The organism is Photorhabdus viridis, assembly GCF_040256935.1.
In the GTDB taxonomy this organism is placed as follows: Bacteria; Pseudomonadota; Gammaproteobacteria; order Enterobacterales; family Enterobacteriaceae; genus Photorhabdus; species Photorhabdus viridis.
Genome location: NZ_JBEJZY010000004.1, coordinates 1 through 21,865, shown reverse-complemented (window position 1 = coordinate 21,865; position 21,865 = coordinate 1). Strand labels below are relative to the sequence as shown.

General features: G+C 43.2%; 16 protein-coding genes and 1 pseudogene. 12 read left to right on the top strand and 5 right to left on the bottom strand.

Annotated features, from left to right (window positions below; translation table 11 throughout):
- Positions 1–23 precede the first annotated feature (23 nt).
- Complete coding sequence (locus tag ABR397_RS02540; RefSeq protein ID WP_350304337.1) at positions 24–173, top strand: hypothetical protein; 150 nt, start codon at positions 24–26, stop codon at positions 171–173.
- Between the two features lie 180 nt (positions 174–353).
- Here the strand turns inward: ABR397_RS02540 and ABR397_RS02535 are convergent, their stop codons facing one another.
- Together ABR397_RS02535 and ABR397_RS02530 are read right to left on the bottom strand one after the other, a co-directional pair.
- Positions 354–1,415, bottom strand: a complete 1,062-nt coding sequence (locus ABR397_RS02535; protein ID WP_350304336.1) for an alpha-xenorhabdolysin family binary toxin subunit B — start codon at positions 1,413–1,415, stop codon at positions 354–356.
- A gap of 50 nt (positions 1,416–1,465) precedes the next feature.
- On the bottom strand, positions 1,466–2,692 hold the full coding sequence (locus ABR397_RS02530; RefSeq protein ID WP_407072851.1) for an alpha-xenorhabdolysin family binary toxin subunit A: 1,227 nt from the start codon (positions 2,690–2,692) through the stop codon (positions 1,466–1,468).
- Between the two features lie 1,215 nt (positions 2,693–3,907).
- On the opposite strand from ABR397_RS02530, the gene menD reads away from it, so the two are divergent.
- From menD to menE, 5 genes are read left to right on the top strand one after another with little or no spacing between them, the layout of a single operon-like run.
- Positions 3,908–5,581: a 2-succinyl-5-enolpyruvyl-6-hydroxy-3-cyclohexene-1-carboxylic-acid synthase gene (gene menD / locus ABR397_RS02525; protein WP_350304334.1), complete on the top strand. Its 1,674-nt coding sequence runs from the start codon at positions 3,908–3,910 to the stop codon at positions 5,579–5,581.
- Positions 5,578–6,345 (top strand): 2-succinyl-6-hydroxy-2,4-cyclohexadiene-1-carboxylate synthase, encoded by a 768-nt coding sequence (gene menH / locus ABR397_RS02520; protein WP_350304367.1) that lies wholly within the window; start codon positions 5,578–5,580, stop codon positions 6,343–6,345. The genes menD and menH overlap by 4 nt, the downstream gene beginning before the upstream one ends.
- A 12-nt stretch (positions 6,346–6,357) precedes the next feature.
- Entirely contained in the window at positions 6,358–7,215 is an 858-nt protein-coding gene (gene menB, locus ABR397_RS02515) for a 1,4-dihydroxy-2-naphthoyl-CoA synthase (protein ID WP_350304333.1), read from the top strand.
- Positions 7,215–8,186 (top strand): o-succinylbenzoate synthase, encoded by a 972-nt coding sequence (gene menC, locus ABR397_RS02510; protein ID WP_350304332.1) that lies wholly within the window; start codon positions 7,215–7,217, stop codon positions 8,184–8,186. Before menB ends, menC begins: the two co-directional genes overlap by 1 nt.
- Complete coding sequence (menE, locus tag ABR397_RS02505) at positions 8,174–9,574, top strand: o-succinylbenzoate--CoA ligase (protein WP_350304331.1); 1,401 nt, start codon at positions 8,174–8,176, stop codon at positions 9,572–9,574. Before menC ends, menE begins: the two co-directional genes overlap by 13 nt.
- A 92-nt stretch (positions 9,575–9,666) precedes the next feature.
- Here menE and ABR397_RS02500 read toward each other — a convergent pair whose 3' ends face one another.
- Positions 9,667–11,115 carry a catalase gene (locus ABR397_RS02500; protein WP_350304330.1) on the bottom strand — a complete coding sequence of 483 codons (1,449 nt, stop codon included), beginning with the start codon at positions 11,113–11,115 and terminating at the stop codon, positions 9,667–9,669.
- 286 nt (positions 11,116–11,401) lie between these two features.
- Here ABR397_RS02500 and ABR397_RS02495 point away from each other — a divergent pair, with 286 nt between their 5' ends.
- The gene (locus ABR397_RS02495) at positions 11,402–11,944 is read left to right on the top strand and encodes a YfaZ family outer membrane protein (RefSeq protein ID WP_350304329.1); all 543 of its coding nucleotides are present in this window, start codon (positions 11,402–11,404) and stop codon (positions 11,942–11,944) included.
- Between the two features lie 57 nt (positions 11,945–12,001).
- On the opposite strand, the gene tyrP is transcribed toward ABR397_RS02495, so the two are convergent.
- Positions 12,002–13,207: a tyrosine transporter TyrP gene (tyrP, locus tag ABR397_RS02490; RefSeq protein ID WP_350304328.1), complete on the bottom strand. Its 1,206-nt coding sequence runs from the start codon at positions 13,205–13,207 to the stop codon at positions 12,002–12,004.
- Positions 13,208–13,508: 301 nt separating this feature from the next.
- Between tyrP and ABR397_RS02485 the strand changes: the two genes are divergently transcribed.
- The 5 genes from ABR397_RS02485 to ABR397_RS02465 all read left to right on the top strand — a co-directional run bounded on the left by ABR397_RS02485 (position 13,509) and on the right by ABR397_RS02465 (position 21,693).
- Positions 13,509–15,194: a ShlB/FhaC/HecB family hemolysin secretion/activation protein gene (locus ABR397_RS02485; RefSeq protein WP_350304327.1), complete on the top strand. Its 1,686-nt coding sequence runs from the start codon at positions 13,509–13,511 to the stop codon at positions 15,192–15,194.
- Between the two features lie 60 nt (positions 15,195–15,254).
- On the top strand, positions 15,255–18,245 hold the full coding sequence (locus tag ABR397_RS02480; RefSeq protein ID WP_350304326.1) for a filamentous hemagglutinin N-terminal domain-containing protein: 2,991 nt from the start codon (positions 15,255–15,257) through the stop codon (positions 18,243–18,245).
- Positions 18,181–20,517, top strand: a complete 2,337-nt coding sequence (locus ABR397_RS02475) for a DUF637 domain-containing protein (protein WP_350304325.1) — start codon at positions 18,181–18,183, stop codon at positions 20,515–20,517. Before ABR397_RS02480 ends, ABR397_RS02475 begins: the two co-directional genes overlap by 65 nt.
- On the top strand, positions 20,517–21,023 hold the full coding sequence (locus ABR397_RS02470) for a contact-dependent growth inhibition system immunity protein (protein WP_350304324.1): 507 nt from the start codon (positions 20,517–20,519) through the stop codon (positions 21,021–21,023). Before ABR397_RS02475 ends, ABR397_RS02470 begins: the two co-directional genes overlap by 1 nt.
- Before the next feature lie 163 nt (positions 21,024–21,186).
- A complete protein-coding gene (locus ABR397_RS02465) occupies positions 21,187–21,693 on the top strand; it encodes a contact-dependent growth inhibition system immunity protein (RefSeq protein ID WP_149617425.1) in 507 nt (168 codons plus the stop codon).
- A 66-nt stretch (positions 21,694–21,759) separates the two neighbouring features.
- Here ABR397_RS02465 and ABR397_RS25400 read toward each other — a convergent pair.
- A pseudogene (locus tag ABR397_RS25400) lies at positions 21,760–21,865 on the bottom strand (IS982 family transposase); the annotation flags it as partial.

The following is a 21,865-nucleotide window of genomic DNA, read 5'->3' as shown; positions in this document are numbered from 1 at the left end:
TTTTGCGACACTGATTTTGATGTATGGTGTGTTCGCTTAAATCTATCCGGCGTCTGCTGGGAACCTGTTCCCGCGCCACGATGGGTTTTGATGGTCGCCGATTTGTTCTCGACTCATTGATTTTTATTCCCCTGCTCATCTTTCTGCACTTGCAAATCCAATCCGGTGAATAGTGTTGTGGCGAACAGATCGCTAGATTGGTCAATAACCTGACCCGGTAAGGCTACCCTTACCGGGTTATTGTGAGTTGTTGATAACGCTTTCTTCCCCCTGAGCTGTACTTCACATAAGTTTCATTGACCTATTATGCTTATACTTTGTATTACCTGGTGAAAGCCCGGGGACAGTTGTGTTTAGCTCAATAGGAGCGTGCTGTATTGCGACTCCAGATTATTAAGGAAGTTCAGCTGATTATGTATGAGTTTGGTCAGATCTTGCTGGTCAGTTTTATTGTCTATTGTCTCCTGTAATTGATTGGCAAATATGCTCCATACTTGTTCCAATGTTGTTGCCTGGCTTAGTAGTGTGGTGCGCTCTGTCTCGATTTGTTGTGCAGCGCTGATACCGGTAATGCGTTTTTCTGTCTCTTTCAACTGGTTTTTCAGGTTATCGGACACCTTATTCAACTGAGTAATTTGCTCATCCAGTTTGGATCTGGCATCAGCTAATTCTATATATTTCAGACCCTTAGAAATATTGTCGAGAATCTTTTTGGCGATTTCAATTCCCTGCTTAAGTGCCTGTTTGATGGCCTCTTTTTTAGGGTTGCTTATGTCCAATTTGTCCACTTCGCTGGCATTGGGAATGTAGTCCTTGAACATATCAGCCAGATTGTATTGGCGAATGACATCTTGGCTTGCGATGATTTTGTCGCGGTCTTCGGCTAGCTTGGTTTTTTTCTGCTCCTTCTGGGCAATATCAGCTTGCAGTTCCACTTTTCGCGCTTGTTCTTCTTCCAGGACTCCTCCCAGACGTTCTGAAATCACAACGTTACGCACATCAGCAATTTTGCTGGTCAGTTGATTAGCTTCATTGTGTAAGTTGAGAATAACGTTTTTGACATCTTTATTCAGGCTGCGGATCTGCTCTGAACGTGCTTCTAACAGCGTATCCCGGGTTTCATCGTCCAGCTCAGGATTTTCCAGCTCTGCATCAATTTCGACGATGGTCTGAAAGTATTCTTGAGGAGGGAGCTGCCGCAGGATCGTTTGCAGGTGAGGCACAGAGATACGTACCGTTTCGTCAAGATCACGGCTGTATATGCCGACCCGCAGCGTTTTTTCCTGGATTATTTCAATGCCTGAAGTTTGCTGCTGTACCAGACGCCAGATATTTTTCACCGCTTGATTCAAAGCTTTGATGTTAATTTCTGGATAAATAGCAGAGTTTTGTGGAAAAGTGATAATTTCAGTCATTTTAATGCTCCTTTTTTCTATTTCCTATGTAATACAGGGGAGAGTTGTGATTAGTTATAGCGCTGTTTGTACTCTTTCAACGCCTCATCGAAAACCTTGACCAGTTGTTTAGCGGAACCTTCTACCTCTTTCCAAGGGCTTATCACTTGCTGGAATTTAGTGATAAAAGAGGTCAGTTTCAGTGCATCGTTAATTTCGGCGAATTTATCTTTGGAAGCATTGATCTGAGTTAGCATGGCTTGCCACATGTAATCCAAGTGGTTCAGTGCGATTTCTGCATCCAGCAAACGGGTATCAATATCGCTAAAGTCAAGAGACAAATTAGCCATAGATTCTTGCAATGCACGTTTACCTTTGATGCTTTCTTCCAGGCCGCGCACTTCTTCGATCAATACGTTTTTCCGTTTACGTACTTCCTCTGCTTTAGCACCAAAAATACCACCTGTAATAGCAAGGCCAATAAGTCCCGCAGCGATGCCGGAGAAAGCCAAGCCCACGAATTTGTCGTAGTCTTTCTTAAGCTGAGTGATTTCTGCTTTTTTCTCGCTAATTTTTTCATCCAGATCTTTGATGCCAACTGACATTTTATTGTCTTTCATCAGCTTTTTCTTATTTTCTACCTGTGGCTGTAAACCAAATGCAATACCGCCATTTGAGAGCCTGCCGCCGATCAATTTGAGCTTGAAATCAGATACTTCGGTTTTGACTTTTTCGGTTTTCTGTTGTTGTTTTTGAATATCGTTCTTCATGTTATCCAGGATTTCTTCCAGTGCGTGCGACACCTCTTTATCTTCATTGGTGTAGGTGATACTGGCTAATTGTCCATCCGATAACTCTCCCAGTTTTTTCTTTATGCGTTCAATAATTGGCATCTCATTAATGATGCTGATGATATTCCCTCCGGTCTCGGTAATTTGTTTACCGACAATTTCCAGATCGATACTCTGTTGCATAATATCGTTTTCCACTCCGCTCCAGCTAAGTGAGTGAATGCGGATTTCTTCAAATAAAGTATGAATATCTGCTGGTTCCAGTCCAGGAATATCGACCTTTTGGTAGCCTAGATAGTTTTTCACTTCCTCCAGATTAAAAGGCAGTGAAAGACCTTTCTTAACATACAATTTGATATTAATAAGGTCTTCTTTGGTAAATATTCCGCCGGGGCGGGCAACACCTGCTTGTTTACCTGTCAGTAATTGCAAGGTAGCTGAGGGAATATCTGTTTCATTCAGTGTTTTTTCCGCTGGAAGTTGAACTAATAACATATATTTCTCCATTATTGGTTATTGCTTTATTGAAAAAATTGTTAAATACATCAAGGCACAACCGGATGTCATAATACCCATGCTGTTGAATTTTCGTTGTATTTTTTATTGAGTAATCTTAATTAAAAATACATTGATTAGCGTGATTGTTTGTTGAAAAAATAGATTAATTCATAATTTTAATTAAACATTTGCCTTCATTTTGAGCGGAGTTGAAATTAGGTATTTTTAATATATAAATGTGATATATATGGAATTAAATATTGTTATTTTTTTAATGGTTGATAGTTAAGTTTGAAAGTAATACTTTGGTTTGCTTGTTTATTTGTTTTGATTTTTTATATTATTTCTTGATGTTAGCATGAAAAATATGAAATATTTAAATACTATTTGTATGAAAATGTATTTTAAAACAAGTAATTACATTTGTGTTGTTATGTAATGATTATATAATCTCTTTCTTTTTGATTTACCGTTTATGGCATGTTTAAAACATGGGTAAGATTGCACCCTACTTATCTTGTGTCATGAAATAAAGATTTAGAACCCTATTTTTACTAAAGTCTTAATTGTTCATATAATGGCCGGAGTTAACAAATAAGGGGGGTGTTTTTATAATTCTATTTTACTATTGTGCAAATAAGATATGTTTTTTAGAGAAAGGATTTTATTCGGAAAATAAAGGTTTTTTTATTTCCTGGCTTATAATAACAGTCTTTATTTAGTAAATTTTTAGTAGTAAGTGAAAGAGTTGCCTTGTTGCAAATTACATAGTGCAAATTGATCATATTAATGAACTTAATATTCGTTATCGGAAGAGCAAAACGTCTGATTTATGCTGTCTCAACATTGTAGAGAGAGTCTTCGCCGCTAATATAATTGAATACGTATAACTACACAAATAATCAGGGCTTTAATTATTATTAATGCTCCGTATAATCCTACTTTTTATCATGTTTTTTGGGGCAAAGACTATAAATCAAGTTGCCAAGGTGGTCGTTGATGCAGGCAAAGGCTGGAGAAGGTAGTGATAGAGCAAGATTCAATTGATACTGGGTGAATCCTTATCTGTTGTACCGCTTATGGCTGCAAGTTGTCAGATAAAGCACCGTAGTCGGTGAAAACAAGTCTTCGATTAAATGGCAATTCATTGAACTAGGATAAAGAAAAAATTATCCGTGTCGTTAAGCTGACAGCGAGCTTTTATCAATGTTTTTTGAGTGAAATATGTCAAACAGCGCATTTAACCGCCGCTGGGCGGAACTTTTATTGGAAGCACTTACCCGCCACGGATTACGTCATGTTTGCATTGCGCCAGGTTCACGTTCCACGCCTTTAACAATGGCCGCGGCGGAAAATAACAAACTGATTTGTCATACCCATTTTGATGAACGCGGGTTAGGCTATCTGGCACTGGGATTAGCCAAAGCAAGTAAAGAGCCGGTTGGGATTATCGTCACTTCCGGGACGGCGGTGGCAAACCTCTATCCTTCATTAATCGAAGCTGGCTTAACGGGTGAACGCATGGTTTTCCTGACTGCCGATCGGCCACCAGAATTGATAGATTGCGGTGCGAATCAAGCTATTCATCAGCAGGGTATTTTTGCTTCTCATCCATCTCAGACAATTTCTTTGCCAAGACCAACAGACGATATCGCTGCAAGCTGGCTGGCTTCTGTCATAGATAATGGTATGGCGAACTTGCAACACGGGGCCTTGCACATTAATTGCCCATTCGCGGAGCCGTTATATGGTAATGAAGAGCCTTCTTATTATGCGTGGCGGCAACAGCTAGGCAACTGGTGGAACAGTAATAAGCCTTGGTTAAGTCAGCCGGCGATCTGTGCGGTGGCAGAAGTGCCGGATTGGAGATATTGGCAACAGAAACAAGGGGTTGTACTGGCTGGACGAATAAGTGCTGAAGAGGGGATTTATGTTGCTGAATGGGCAAAAACGTTAGGCTGGCCGCTGATTGGTAATGCGCTTTCACAAACCGGGCAACCATTGCCTTGTGCCGATTTATGGTTGGATAATCCTCACGCACAGGCAATTTTGGCGCAAGCGCAACTGGTTGTTCAGTTTGGTTCCAGTCTGATGGGAAAACGTCTGTTGCAGTGGCAGGCTAAATGCCAGCCGGAGGAGTTTTGGATTATTGATCCAATTCCTGGCCGGCTTGATCCCGCCAATCATCGTGGCAGAAAATTAACCTGTAGTATTGCTGACTGGTTACTGGCTCATCCGGCACAATCGCGTGCATCGTGGGCAGAAGAGCTGATAATCTGGTCAGAGAAAGCAGTTAACTGCGTCAAAACAGAATTAGCAGGGAAGTTCAGTGAAGCCGCCGTAGCTTATCAATTAGATGAATTACTGCCTGAATATGGACAGTTATTTGTGGGTAACAGCCTGATTGTGCGTTTGATAGATGCACTTGGGCAATTACCGGCAGGGTATCCGGTCTACAGTAACCGGGGGGCAAGCGGTATTGATGGATTGATTTCCACTGCGGCAGGCATGCAACGGGCAACGGCAAAGCCAACTCTGGCGATTATCGGTGATTTATCTGCACTTTATGATCTGAATGGCCTGGCATTGCTGCGTCATCCTTCTGCGCCAACCGTATTAATTGTGGTAAATAATAATGGCGGACAAATTTTCTCTTTACTGCCTACGCCGGAAGAGGAAAGGCAACGTTTTTACTGTATGCCTCAGCATGTTAATTTTGATCATGCGGCGGCGATGTTTGGTTTGAATTACGCCAGTCCACAAAGCTGGGCTGAATTACGGCAATGTACTGAGCAGGCATGGCAACAAAATGAAACCACGCTGATTGAACTGAAAGTGCCAGATAAAGAAGGGGTTGAGTGTTTGCAACAGCTTTTAAAACAGGTGGCTATGTTGTGAGTCTGGCTGGTCGCAAGTTCAACAGTCACAATGACCGTCCTTGGTTGGTGTGGTTGCATGGATTATTGGGTAGTGGCGATGAATGGTTGCCATTAGTGAATCTGTGCGCTCATTATCCCTCATTGGTAATCGATCTGCCTGGTCATGGTGATTCCAAGGATGTTCAGGTAAAAGATTTCACCGATATGAGTCGTCTGCTGTCTGAAACGTTAACAAAACAGCAAATTGATAAATACTGGCTGATTGGCTACTCCTTAGGGGGCCGTATCGCTATGAGTCATGTCTGTTATGGTGATATTCAGGGATTGTGTGGGGTGTTGGTTGAAGGAGGAAACCCCGGTTTGTTCTCCCAACAGGAGAGAGATGCCCGTCTTGAACATGATAGATGCTGGGCCAGACGTTTTCGTTCTCAGCCGATTGAACAGGTTTTGTCCGATTGGTATCAGCAGGCGGTTTTTTCTGATCTATTACCTGAACAGCGCCGGCAACTGATCAACGTACGCAGTCATAATTATGGCGATGGTGTGGCTGATATGCTGGAAAATACCTCGCTTGGATACCAACCTTGGCTGGTGCCTGAACTGCAACAATTGGCGTTACCTTTTGCTTATCTGTGTGGCGAAAAAGACGAAAAATTTCAGCAAGTAGCAAAGTACTGCGCTTTACCACTGCAAACCATTGCGCATGTTGGGCATAATGCTCATCGATCGAACGCGGCGGCGTTTGCTGCGGCAGTAAACCATTTTTTATCACTCTTTGATTGAAGGAATACGAATATGATTTACCCGAGCGAAGAAGAGCTGTATGCCCCGATTGAATGGCAGGACTGCTCTGAAGAATTTGAAGATATTCTTTATCACAAATCCATTGATGGCATTGCTAAAATCACCCTCAATCGCCCGCACGTACGTAATGCGTTCCGTCCATTGACTGTTCAAGAGATGATGCAAGCGCTGGATGATGCCCGTTATGATGACACTATCGGTGTGATTATCCTGACCGGTATGGGTGAAAAAGCTTTTTGTGCTGGCGGCGATCAAAAAGTCCGGGGTGACTACGGTGGTTATCAAGATGCCAGAGGCACCCATCACCTGAATGTGCTGGATTTCCAGCGTCAGATCCGTACTTGTCCAAAACCCGTCGTTGCTATGGTGTCCGGATACGCGATTGGGGGCGGTCATGTATTGCATCTGGTGTGTGATTTGACTATCGCTGCTGATAACGCTGTTTTTGGTCAGACTGGGCCTAAAGTCGGTTCTTTTGACGGCGGTTGGGGGGCATCTTATATGGCGCGGGTTGTCGGTCAGAAAAAAGCCCGCGAAATTTGGTTCCTGTGTCGTCAATATGATGCGAAACAAGCACTGGATATGGGGCTGGTTAACACCGTTGTACCTTATGCAGATCTGGAAAAAGAGACTGTTCGCTGGTGCCGTGAAATGCTGGAAAATAGCCCAATAGCCTTGCGTTGTCTGAAAGCTGCTCTGAATGCTGACTGTGACGGCCAGGCTGGATTGCAGGAGCTGGCCGGTAACGCCACTATGCTTTTCTACATGACAGAAGAAGGTCAGGAAGGGCGTAACGCCTTTAATGAGAAACGCCAACCTGATTTCAGCAAATTTAAACGTAACCCATAATGCGTACTGCAACTTTATACCGGTTCAGACTGCCGCTGGAGGCAGGCGTTATCCTGCGATATCAGCGGCTTAAAACCCGTGATGGTTTGTTGGTTCACTTGCAGGAAAATGGTCAACAGGGATGGGGCGAAATTTCACCCCTGCCGGAATTCAGCAAAGAAACTGTTGAGCAGGCGGGGGAAGCTGCGGTGGAATGGCTTAAACTGTGGTGCCTTGGTGCTGAACCGGGCGAAAGTGAATTGCCTTCTGTCGCATTTGGGATTAGCTGTGCATTAGCTGAATTACAGGGTGAATTGCCGGAAGAAGCTGATTACCGGAAAGCGCCACTGTGTAGCGGTGATCCTGATGAACTGATTGTTCGTCTCAGTGAAATGAGTGGGCCGAAGGTTGCTAAAGTGAAAGTCGGGCTGTATGAAGCGGTGCGTGATGGTATGGTGGTGAATGTTCTGCTGGAAGCGGTACCGGATTTATCTTTGCGACTGGATGCTAACCGTAGCTGGAGCCGCGCTAAAGCGGATGGTTTTGCTAAATATGTTGATCCTGATTACCGCCACCGGATTGCCTTTTTGGAAGAGCCTTGTCAAACCCCGGCAGAATCTCTCGCTTTTGCCTGTGATACTGGGATCGCCATTGCCTGGGATGAGAGTCTCCATGATGAAGGTTTCAACGTGGAGGCCCAGGAAGGTGTTGCTGCTATTGTAATCAAACCCACCTTGACAGGAAGCCTTGCCCGTTGCCGTCAGTTAATTTCAACAGCGCACAATGCCGGATTGGAAGCGGTGATCAGCTCCAGTATTGAAACCAGTTTTGGTCTGACTCAACTTGCCCGCATTGCTCATTGGCTGACGCCTGCGACCATTCCAGGGTTGGATACGCTGGAACTTATTCAGTCTCAGTTAGTGCGCCGCTGGCCGGATAGTACGATTCCAGCGATCGGATTGGATGAATTGGACATCGCATGGCGCAGTTAAATCCATTTACCCAGTGGCCGTGGCGCTACTGGGCATCTTTTAACCCCGAAAAGATTGCCATTCGGTTGTGTGACCGCGTTTTAAACTGGCATCAGTTGGTTGCTGCTTTGGATGTGATCGCGGCAAATTTCCGCCAACAGGGGGTAATTGAAGGTAGTGGCGTAATGCTACGGGGGAAAAATAGCGAACAGATGTTGCTGAGTTATCTCGCAGCACTACAGTGTGGCGCCCGGGTGTTGCCACTGAATCCTCAGTTGCCAGAAGTACTGCTGTCTGAATTACTGCCTCATCTGAATATTGATTTTGTTGCTGATTTCTGTGGTGGCGATTTGCCGGTTATAGATGCCAGATCCCTTGATTGGCAAAGTGAACCACTGAATTTTGATGCTAACTCAGCAGCGTGGGATGCAATGCGCCCTGCCAGTATGATTTTGACTTCCGGCTCTTCCGGGTTACCTAAAGCTGCCGTTCACTCAATTCATGCGCATTTTTCCAGTGCGCGGGATGTCCTTTCTGTGATGAATTTTCAGCAGCAAGATAGCTGGTTGCTCTCATTGCCGTTGTTTCATGTATCTGGTCAGGGGATTATCTGGCGTTGGTTAATGAAAGGGGCTGCTTTGGTATTGAAAAATATTAATCCACTGGAGCAGGCTTTAGCCGATTGTACTCACGCTTCATTGGTTCCGACTCAGCTCTGGCGGTTATTGGAGCAGTCGCAAAATCAGCCGCCGAATTTGAAGGAAGTGCTGCTGGGTGGGGCGATGATCCCTGTTGAATTGACGCAAAGGGCAGAGCAGCAAGGTATTCGTTGTTGGTGTAGTTATGGTTTAACCGAACTGGCTTCAACAGTATGCGTTAAACGGGCCGATGAGTTGCCTGGTGTGGGAAATCCATTACCGGGCAAGGAAGTTCGATTGATCAAGGAGGAGATTCAAATTCGTTCTGACAGCCTAGCCTGTGGATATTGGCTGGATGGAAAATTACAACCGTTGGTTGATCGTGACGGCTGGTTTCATACCCGTGATCGGGGAGTGATACAGCAGGGTGAATTACGAATACTTGGCCGGATGGATAATCAGTTTTTCAGCGGTGGAGAAGGCATTCAACCGGAAGAGATTGAACGAATGATTAATACCTATCCGCAGGTAGAACAAAGTTTCGCTGTTCCTGTGCCCGATCCTGAATTTGGTTATCGACCTGTCGTTGTCATTGATAGTAACTCGCCTGAAATTATTGATTTATTACCTGAATGGTTGGTTGATAAACTGGCTGCTTTTCAGCGCCCGGCAGCTTACTATCTCTTACCTCAGCAGTTTAAAAATGACGGTATTAAAATTTCCCGTCAGCAGATCAAAAAATGGGTATTGGATTTACCTGGTTTCTCTTGAGCTATTTTGATTTGCTATCAATATGCTGAATTTCGTACTGCCCATTATCACTGATGGAGTCATGGGCAGAGATAATTAATGATATGGTGTTGTTAGCAATCAGTCTTTAATTTTTGCAGTGCTTTTTCGACACCAGCGCCATATTCTGGGTGAACTTTTCTAAATAGCTCAACCTGACGGCGTTGAGTCTCTTCATGTGCTTGTGACAGTTCACTGGCGATACGGTCGAACATACGCTGACGCTCTTTACTGTTGATTAAGTTAAACAGTGCGCGGGGCTGACTGAAATAATCTTCATCTTTACGGTGGTTCCAGTGGTCAGCATCTCCTTCTAAAGACAATGATGGGTGTTTGAATTCAGGTTGTTCTTGGAACAACCCGGCGTTGTTTGGTTCATAAGTCACTGTGTTTCCGCTGTTGCCATCTACACGCATTGCTCCATCACGGTGGTAATTATGGAACGGACAGCGAGGTGTATTAACTGGAATTTGATGGTGGTTAACGCCAAGGCGATAGCGTTGAGCATCACCATAGGAGAACAGGCGGCCCTGTAACATCTTATCAGGGGAGAAACTGATACCTGGCACGACATTCGCAGGGTTGAAAGCGGCTTGTTCAACTTCTGAGAAGTAGTTCTCAGGGTTACGGGTCAGCTCAAAATAACCGACATCAATCATTGGGTAATGGCCATGAGGCCATACTTTTGTCAAATCAAACGGATTGTATGGCACCTGAGAAACGTCTTTCTCTGGCATAATCTGAACTTTTAATTTCCAGCGTGGGTAATCTTCTTGCTCAATTGCAGTAAACAAGTCACGCTGAGAGCTTTCGCGATCTTTACCGACCAGCGCTTCCACCTCATCATCCAAAAGATTTTTAATGCCCTGTTGACAACGGAAATGGAATTTCACCCAGAAACGTTCATTATCTGAGTTGATAAAGCTGAATGCATGGCTACCAAAACCGTGCATATGGCGGAAAGATCTCGGTATGCCACGGTCACTGAAATCAATGGTTAATTGATGCAGTGATTCAGGTTGATGAGAGAAGAAATCCCATTTATAGGCAGGATTTCGCAGGTTGGTATGCGGATCACGTTTAACTACATGGTTAAGGTCTGGGAATTTCAGGGGGTCACGAAGATAGAATATCGGGGTATTGTTACCGACTAAATCCCAGTTACCTTCTTCAGTATAGAACTTAAGCGCAAAACCACGAATATCACGTTCCGCATCTGCTGCCCCGCGCTCACCGGCAACGGTTGAGAAACGGGCAAACATTTCTGTTTGTTTGCCTATTTCAGAGAAAATCTTAGCTTTGGTGTACTTAGTGATATCGTGAGTAACGACAAAGGTTCCATAAGCTCCAGAGCCTTTGGCGTGCATACGGCGCTCTGGAATAACTTCACGGTCAAAATGGGCAAGTTTTTCTAAGAACCAAACATCTTGTAACAACATAGGACCCCGTTGGCCTGCGGTTATGACATTATTATTGTCAACGACAGGGGCTCCGGCATTCGTTGTAAGTCCTCTCTTTTTCATCACACTTCTCCTGTTTTACATGAAAAAAAACAGCGTAATCGCTGATTAAAAAAAACAGTTCTGGTCAAATGTTAAAATTCAAATGTTGTATTTTTTCTATAAGTTATTTATTGTTTTCTTCTTTACTGTTTAATATTAAATTATTTATATAGTTAATTATTAAGTAAATGAAATGAAAAATTCACACATATTTAGTAAGTATAGATGATTCATTTCCTTTTGTTGTCTACAGGTTTAGTTCTATTTAAGTAAGATGCTTAACATTAAGTAAATAAAGAGGAAATATATGAAGGCTTATTTTGCCGCAGCAGCAACCAGTTTATTGTTCATTGCCGGGACAGCCAATGCGATTTCGGTGAATGTTCAGGCTGGTCGCCATTTCACCAATACTTCAGCTGCAATTGGTGATAACGGTGCTGGATTATCTTTTAACGGTAACTGGGCACGCAGTGATCATAATGGGCAACTGGGAAGTTTGGGAACCGCCTTCAGCCTGCCCGTCGGCCCATTGACCGCTAGCATTGGCGGTAAGGTGCTTTATTTATCGCCTAAAGATGGGGAAAAGGGTGAGGCATTGGCAGGCGGTATGGGTTTGAGTTGGGCGGTTATGCCGTCTTTATCTCTGTACGGTGAAGTTTACGGTGCGCCATCCAGTTTAACTTCGGGCATTGATTCTTATACTGAAGCGACGGGGGGATTGCGTTTTACTGTATTTAAGCCGTTGACAGTGGATGCAGGTTATCGAGTGATGAATATGAGAGGGAAAGAGGGCTACAGGGATAACAAACTGGCTGATGGGTTTTATGTTGGCGCCGGTTTAAATTTCTAAACTGTTTTTATGAACTCAGTCCGCATCATTTCTGATGCGGACAATTTCAACTTAGGGTTAACCCACTTCTGGCAGCAGTCCGCTGACAATACCAATCTGGATAGCAATAACTGCGATGCCACAGAGAAATACCAGCGCCAAAGCGAGCTTTCCGCCTATTACCCGATAAGCTGTTTGTTCAATTTGGCGGCTGCGCCATGCCAGTATTGAAGGCAGCAGCAGAGCAAGAATAGACAGTGCTACAGCGGCGAAAGTCAGAGCCATAACAAAGTTTGGATAGTACAACGCGCAAAGCAAGGGCGGAACAAAAGTAATCATCCCTGTTTGCAGGCGGCCTGCCGCATTGTTACGGCGTTTGAACAGATCCGCCATGTAATCAAATAGACCTAAAGAGACACCAAGAAATGAGGTTGCCAGCGCCAGGTCAGCAAACAGACGAACAGCAAGCTCTACACGGGGAGTGGCAACGACGTCTCTCACTGCCTGTAACAGCCCATTCAGCCCCGCCTGTTCTGCGAGTATGCCGACAAAAGTATGGGAAGAAATGGCTCCCAGTGTTGCTAATTGCCACAGAATATAGGCCGTCAATGGGATAGCACTGCCGATAACAAATATTTTGCGTAACTTGCGGGTATCGCCGCCCATATAGCTCACGATGCTTGGCACACTGCCGTGAAAGCCAAAAGAGGTGAATACTACGGGAATTGCTGATAATACCAGACCTTGCTCCAGGGGCATGGAGAGCAGGTTAGTGTTTTTGATATGAGGCATCATGACTGCCAACATAATCACTAGAAAGATGATTTTTGCAGTAAACAGCAAGCGGTTAATCATATCGACAGATTGAGTACCGATAGTAACAACACAACCTGCGACCATGGTGAAAATCAGTATTCCGAATGAGATCGGAACAGGTTTATCCAGCCATGAAGACAGGCTGCCTGCAAGCAATTCACCGGCGCCGCTGATATAAGCGGTGGTCAGGGCATACATCAGGAATAACATACTGAAACCGGTAAGCCATTGACCACCACGTCCCAGATAACGTTTTGCCACGGTTCCTAAACCGGTATCTGCTGGGCTGTACTGATAAACTTCTACCAGCAATAAAGCGGTATAGCTCATCAAAACCCAAAGAGCGACTAACATCACGAAGGTTGTCCCAAAACCAACACCGGCCGCAGCCAGTGGCATAGCCAGCATCCCTGCACCAATTGTCGTCCCGGCGACGATAAAAATACTGCCAATAGTGCGATTCTTCACGCTTTCCTCTGCTTCTGAACTGATTGAAATAGTTATGGAAACGAGGCTAAAGGATTAAGTTATTTCTGTCAAATAACGGTTACAGTATGTGTAAATAAATAATTACATTATGTGTGTTTGTATTATTCTGGATTGTGTATTTCGTTAAGTATGGAAAGTTACTAATTCTATTAAATGTTAATAAATAAGGTTATTGATCACATTTAAAAGTAATATTCATTATTATTATCTGAATTGACGGGTAAGATAAGACATTATTAATTCTTTTAACAATTAACTTATTGTGAAATGAAATTTATCAATGGAAAGAATATTTGTTTGTCTTAGAAGATTCGCGGTATCTGTTGTGTTAGCTATAGCTATATCAGGGGAGGCTTATGCTTCAGAGTTTATTAGCCCCGCAGATCAGGAGATTATCACTCAACAACAGAAGGTATTGCTGCAGCAAGCTCAACAGCAGCGTGATGCTATGCGTAATAACATTACTTTATCTCCATCTTTAGAGCCCAAGCCTGATGGAGTTGAATCTATTTGCCATACTATTAACCATATTCAATTTGACAGTGTTGAAAGCCTTTCCCGATCAGTGCGGGAAGATTTAACACGGCCTTATTTATCCCGTTGTTTAACCTTACAGGATATCAATGGGCTGGTGCGTAAAGTATCGAATGCCTATATCGAACGGGGTTATGTCACTTCCCGCGCTGGACTCAGGGCGCAGGATTTATCTACCGGTATCCTCATTATTACCGTGAGCGAAGGTAAAGTTGAATCAATCAGCCTTGACGATGAAACACCGCTCTCATTGAAAATGGCCTTTCCGGGAATAGTTGGTAAAACGTTGAATCTACGGGATATTGAACAAGGGATGGAACAATTTAACCGGCTTCCTTCCCAACAGATGACGATTGATATTCAGCCCGGAAAGCAACCCGGTTATTCTGCGATTATCTTGAAACGAGTATCACATCGTGTGTCGGTCAGTGCCAGCTTTGGAACGGATAATAGTGGTCAAAAAAGTACAGGCACTGGACAAATCAATGTCAGTGTGAGTTTGGATAATCTATTACATTTTGCTGAACAGTGGTCATTATCAGCCAGCCGTAACAGTGACTTTCGTAATAACCACCAGAGCCGGAGTCTCTCTTCCTATGTAACAATTCCTTATGGCTACTGGCTGTTTACCTACCAATATTTGTGGAATGATTCTTTTCAAATCATTCCGATCGACTCACAAATCTATCGCTATGAAGGTGACAGCCAAACTCATCGGCTGGTGGTAAATCGGACGTTATATCGTGACGGTAAGCAGAAACTTGTACTGAATGTAGGAATGATGCGCCGTCAGACGACCAACGTGATGGCGGGAAAGAAATTATCTATTAGCAGTCCGACATTAAGTGTTATCAACTTTGGCGTTAATTACAGTTCAGTACTGGCGGGTGGTTATATCACTTTCAATCCTGTACTGAGTCGTGGCCTATCCGTGTTAGGTGCTACAAAAGATGACCCACATTTCCCCGATACTCCACGGAGTCAATTTCGCAAATTCAGTCTGAGTGCTAGCTATTTTATTCCGGTCACGGATTCCATTTATTACCTCTCATCCATTTACGGCCAGACCACATTGGACAACCTTTACGCCAGCGAACGCCTCTCATTGGGCGGGCAATACTCCGTTCGGGGGTTTAAAGAGCAATACCTTACCGGTAATCGCGGTGGATATTTGCGCAACGAATTGAATTGGCAGGTGTCAAAGTTTTCCGCACTGGGTGAACTGGCCTTAATCGGTGCGTTGGATGCCGGTTGGTTACAGAAAAAAACAGGACAAATTGATGGCGGTAACGTTGCAGGTACTGCGCTTGGTGTCTCACTGACCAATCGCAGGTTCAGCCAGATGATGACTTTAGGAACGCCATTGACCCACCCTAACCATCTGAAACCGGATAACTGGGTGGTTTACTGGTCTGCATCACTGATTTTTTAGTGATGTAATACAGGGAGTTATACCAATAACCTTGTACTTAAATTAAGAAAGGATAGAACGATGGATAGACGTAACAACCCTATGGCAAGGGGCGCTTGTTATCTTTTAATTTATCTGACCTCAGTATATCCCCTTCATCCGGCTATAGCCGCTGGGATCACACCTGATAATAATCATACTCAGGTACAAAACCAGGGCAATATCCCGGTTGTGAATATTGCTACTCCTAATGGAGCAGGGATATCTCACAACACCTATAAAGAGTTTAATGTTGCTACTCAGGGCGCTGTACTCAATAACGCCACTCAGGCGGCTAAATCACAATTAGCCGGGCAGATAAATGCAAACAGCAACTTGAAAGGTAAAGCAGCCGAATTAATTATTAATGAAGTCACCGGTAACGGGCGGTCTGACCTTCAGGGCAAGTTGGAGGTGGTAGGTAATAAAGCCAATGTGATGATTGCCAACCCTAACGGCATTACCTGTGATGGCTGTGGCTTTATTAATACCTCCAGCGCAACACTGACTACCGGGAAACCTCAGTTTGACAAACAGGGTGCATTGGAAGCATTGGAAGTCAAAAAAGGCCAAATTACGATTGGTGGTAAAGGGTTGGATGGCAAGGCGACAGATTATATTGACATTATCAGCCGGGCGACTGAGTTAAATGGAAAAATTCAGGCTAACAACTTGTCTTTTACACAGGGCGCTAATCGGATTGATTTTAACGATGGCACAGTGAAAAAAATCACAGGGGAAGGCGCTAAACCTCAATTAGCCGTTGATACCAAAGCATTAGGCGGCATGTATGCCAATAAAATTCGTTTGGTTGCTACTGAAGATGGCGTTGGGGTTAACTTGAAAGATTTAATCAGCGACCAGCGTGATATTACTTTAAATGTTAATGGTAAAATTGAACTGGGAAATGCCAAAGCTAAAATGGATTTTAATCTTAGTGCCAGAGAAACTCATATCGCTCCCAATATTAAGATACAGGCAGAACGGGATATTACCTTGGCAAACACGGCACTGGAGAATAAAGGCAGCGTAACCGCTGGTCGGGATATGCGGGTATTCGGTGACACCGTGCGTAATACCGGTGATAAAGCCTTGCTGCAAGCCAACAATAATATGTGGATACAAAAAGATGCACAGGGAAATAAAGGTCAGTTAGTCGAGAATAGATCGGCAACGATAAAAACCGTGAAGGGGGATTTGGTTGTCAGGACTAATGCGCTGAATAACGCCCGCAGTATCTATTATTTTGAAAAAAGAGAAACAGCACCCAACCCGGCAGATAAGAATTTCAACATTCTCGAAGCGCAATATAAGCATGGACATAATTTAAAAAGTATGCAACCCAGTGTTCTCACATCGGGTGGAAATATTTATATTAACAGTGATATATTATCAAATCAGGAATTGAGCAAAATTGAAGCCGAAAAAGATATTTTCTTAACCGGAAAAAAACTTTTAAATACAAGCAGAATATCTGAGGAAACATCAGGGTATCTTAATCTCTTTGAATACTTCCCTAAGGACACTTATGTATCTATAACCGATTCACTTAATACCCCCTCCGGTATCTATAAACTTTCTTCTAATAAGATCCTTGAAAAAATCAACACATATCACCAATGGGATGATAAAAGTTATCATATTTTATCGCCAGGTGAAGTAAAATATGATATAAAAGAAGACAACCTTATTCTTGAACGGGCAAGTATCATAGCAAAAGGTAATCTTATCGCTGACTTTAGCGACAGCATTAATATTGATACTGACTACCCTCATAAATCCCCTTCTGGTTTAGGTTTATTCAATGATCGCCCAATCGACAGTGAAAAACTGCCAGAAATATTGTCAGCTAAAAATATCTTATTGCATGGTGGACAAATAACCCTCAAGGATAAAATTAGAGCCTTTGATGAATTAAATATTATTTCTGAGAACGATATTGTCCTCAAGAATTCAATACTTTCATCACAAAATAGTTTATCTATTGCTGCCGTAAATAATATCAATATCTGGAAAAGTAATATAAAAGGAAGGGATGTCACTGCTATCAGCCGTAATGGCGACATTCAGTTTAAGAATGGTGATCAATTCGGTTATCTCTGGGGCCAATATGCTACTGGCGATCACCCAGCATCAAACAAGTTAGGTGCTAGCGGTAATTTAACTATCAACGCCGGTAAAAACCTTCTTTTACAAAATGTCTATTTACAGCCGAGTAAAAATATATCTCTGATAGCCAACAGTGATGTTACGATAGAAAACCATGCAGATACCTATATTTTTGCAAAATCAAAGAAAAGAAATGAGCGCTTACCTATAGCAGGCATGTTGAATGCCTCAGAATCATTGACGATTAACGCCGGGGGTAATCTTTATGCTAAAGGCTCAGATATGTCAGCCGGAAAAGATATTTATTTAAGTGCGGCAAAACAGATTGATCTGAGTTCTGCTGAATTAGGAGATCGGGGAAGTCTTCTCATACCCAGCGACTCATCAGAACTCAGCAGCAAAATTTTTGCAAAGAATAATATCAGCATAATGAGCGGTGGTGATATTCATGGGAAAGCTGTTCAGATACAGGCTAACGGTAACACATTATTATCCGCAGGAGGAAATATCACATTGCCTTCCCTTGCTTATTCTGCAATTAACAAGGCGAATGATAACAACAAAGATGACCGACATATTATTGCTCAAGTCCGTGGTGATAAAAAACTGACAATAGCGGCAAATGGTACCCTCACTACTGCGGGTACTAAATTGACTTCTGATGGTGATGTCACGCTCTCCTCCGGTGGCAATATGCGTTTTGAATCGGTACAGAATCACACCTACCGGGAAGGTAATAGGGAATTCACCGAATCGGTGACTCAGCAAGGCACTGAATTGACTAGCGGCGGTGTACTGACCGTTATCTCAAACGGTAGCATTCTTTTACAGGCCACTAAACTGGCTACTAAAAGGTGCGATGGATGTCGCGGCAAAAGGTGGCTATCTATACGCTCAGGCGATGGAAGAATCCAGCCACTATGAGAAAACAGAGACAAAGCGTAAATGGTATGGCAAGAAGAAAACCATTAAACGTACCCGTCATGATGTCACTAATAAAGTTACTGAATTTACCGCTGGTGGTGATATTAATCTGTTAAGCCGGGATGACAGTACTTATGAAGCCAGTAAAATCTCCACTAATAAAAATGCCAAACTGACCAGCACTCACGGTAAGGTCAATTTTAAAGCGGTAAAAAATACCACTTTCGAACAGACCATTACCAACTCTAAAGGCTTTTATATCAAACATAGGGATAAAGGTTATACCAAAGATACGTGGATTCTTCCTGCTATTCATATCGGCGGAAAACTTACTGTAGATGCAGCAAATGGTGTTAGCGCGGATATCAAAGCAAAAAATGGTCAGACATTACAGAATGCCATATCAATCTTCGGTAATACGCCGGAAACGGCTTGGCTGAAAGGACTCAGTGAACGTAAAGATGTTCAATGGAATTTGGTCAAAGATGCTTATAACAGTTGGGATCACAAGAGCCAGCATTTAAATCCGGTGGTTTCTGCGGTGATTGCTATTGCAGCGGCGGCGGCAACAGCAGGTAGTTCTCTGTCAGCATCTGTCGCATCTTATGCGGGTAATAGCGTTGCGGGTGGTGCGTTAACTGCGGGGATGTCATCACTGGCTGCACAGGCAGCTGTTGCTATTGTGGACAATCAGGGGGATATATCCAAAGCACTAAAAGTATTAGGTAGCAGTGATGCGGTTAAATCAACCATTACCTCAATGGCGATTGGGGGTGCCTTGGCCGGATTTGATTCCTACATGGGATGGGATAAAGCGGCTGATGGCACTACATTAGATCCCACAAAAGCGAAATTACCTCAAATCAGCAATGGTGACTGGAATAAAGTCATCCAGCGGGTCGCGGGTCAATCCATTATCAGTTCCAGCCTGAATACCACCATTAACGGCGGCAGTTTTAAAGATAATTTGACTACGGCTCTGTTGGCTAATATTGGCAGCCAGATTAACGCGGAAGGCGCCCGATTGATTGGTGATAATGGCGAGGTCCTGGGAGTGCCGGGCAAAACGTTAAGCCACGCTGTTGTCGCAGGTATCAGTGCTGAAATTGGCCGGGGGAATGCCAAAGGTGCAATGGCGGGGGCTTTGGCTGCGGAACTGGCGGGTATCATGATGGGAGATAATCTTATCAAAGCCGAAGAATGGCAGAAAACCTCGGAGCGACAAGCACAAATTGCCCGTGTTTTTGGTGGTTTTGCCGGTGCGGTATTTACCGGTAAAGCAGACGGTGCTTATAGTGGCGCAAGCGGTGCGGAGAACACTTTCCGTTATAATTACCTGGCTCATCACCAGCAGCAATTAATGGAAAAAGAACTGGCGGCAGAATCCAACTACCTTAAAAAGGCGCAGATTTTTGCTAAATGGGGTTTGATGAGTGGTTCACAAGATGGTCATCTGGCGGCAGGTTTTGTCTCCGGTATTCCATCAGAACTCTATGATAGCGTGATGGCTATTGTCGGTGCGGTCTCTAATCCTTCGGAAGTCATTGAATCGCTCAGGACACTGTTAATTCAGGAAGATATGCCCGGCTTTATCTGGCAGGCAACAAAGGATAGTTATCTCAAGCAGCTTGATGTTGTCAAAGCCGAATATGAAAAAGCGGGTCCAGAGGGAGCCTATAATGCGGGGCTGGAGATAGGAAAACTGGTTACTGGAATAGCCAGTATGGCTGGCGGTGGCTTGGGGGCGGTTAAAGGATCTACGTCTGCCACGGCTAAGTTATCGAAAATCATCTCAAAAGATCCACACTCAGCAGTAGACATTCGTCATGTGTATCGGGTAGAAAAAGATGGAAGTCAGACCCAAATGGCGTGGGGAGAAGGGAACTATAAGCAGGGGTATCCTTTTGAGGACTTTGTTGCTACGCAGATGCCAGCAGGTTCTCGGTTGCCAGAGAATTTCAAAACTTTTGATTTTTATGATCCCGCTACACGTACAGCTATTAGTGTTAAAACTATAGATACACGTACACCAGCAAGGATAAAAGATCCCAAGCAGATATATACGTCAATGAAAGGGAATATTGATTCAGCGGCAGATTTCCGAGGGTACATTAAAGATGATAAAGAGGTAACATCTTCGATAATTTCACAACGAGAAATGCGTATTGCTGTACCGAAGACAACAACAGTAGATCAGTGGGAGCAAATTAATCGCGCTATAACTTATGGAACAGGTAAAAATGTTAACGTCAAAATCACGGTGGTGAAATAATGAGCGAAAATTTCAAACAAGGGTTAAATGCAAGAGTTAAATTTAATGGTGATTTCTATTCAGTACAAACCTATTCAGGCAATGGCTTATTGGGAGCAGATCCCTCAGGAAGTAACTATTTATTACAGCCAATTGTATCTGATCAAGAGTTGGGAAAGGCTGTGCTTGATGCTTTATCAAAAAGCAGACTAATCCCACTGGATAAGTATGGGGATTATTTTGATCATGATGCAAATGCTGAACAGTATAAAAATTGGATCACCGAGATGATGGAATCTTATGATTACCGTTCAAAACGGCAGTTATTTAAGAAAATGTTAAGCTGTGGTATCTGTATGCTTGATGGTCAAATAACGATCCGGCCATCCCGCCATGAAAAATTGGAAGGCTGGTCTGAAGATGGTATTTCTGAATCTGATCATGTCGTAATTTCTGCGGATAGTTCCCCTGAGGAAGTTGGAGCAGCATTACGATTGGCTTTTTCACGTTGTAGAAGTTATGTTTGACGATAAGGTAACAGTTTATTTTTGCATTGATTATTCATGATCTTTGATTTAGAGAGTTAATTAAGATGGACACGTAATCACTATTATGTGTCCGCTAATTATCTCGAAAAGATTCAAATAGTTATTAAATGAGCCTGACCGCTAAAATTACAGTGGTGAAATAATGAACAATCATCCTGACCAAGGGTTGAATGCCGGAGCTAAATTTAATGGTGATTTTTATTCAATACAAACCTATTCAGGCAACGGTTTATTAGGGGTAGATCCCTTAGGAAGCGAACACCTATTACAGCCAGTTGTATCTGATCAAGAGTTGGGAAAGGCTGTACTTGATGCTTTATCAAAAAGTAGGATAATCCCACTTGATGAGTATGGGGATTATTTTGATCATGATGCAAATGACAAACAGTATAAAAACTGGATCACAGAGATGATGGGATCTTATGGTTATCGCTCAAAACGTCAGTTATTCAAGAAGATGAACAGTTGCAATATTCGCTTGTTAGATGGTGTGATAACTATTATGCCCTATGGTCACAAAAAACTTGAGCTTTGGACAGGACAAGGTATTGTCGAGTCAGATTATGTCATCATCCCGGCAGACAGTTCCCCTGAGGAAGTGGGTGCAGCATTACGGCTAGCTTTTTCACGTTGTAGAAGTTATGTTTGACGATAAAGAAACAGTTTGTTTTTGCATTGATTATTCATGATCTTTGATTTATAGAGTTAATTAACCTCAGCTTCGTTTAAAGATAGCGATCTCATTATCCCGTAGATTCAAGCTCGGTTTTTTAGGCTGGAATGTATAAGCAATAAGACCGGCAGCAACTTCTAACAAAAAA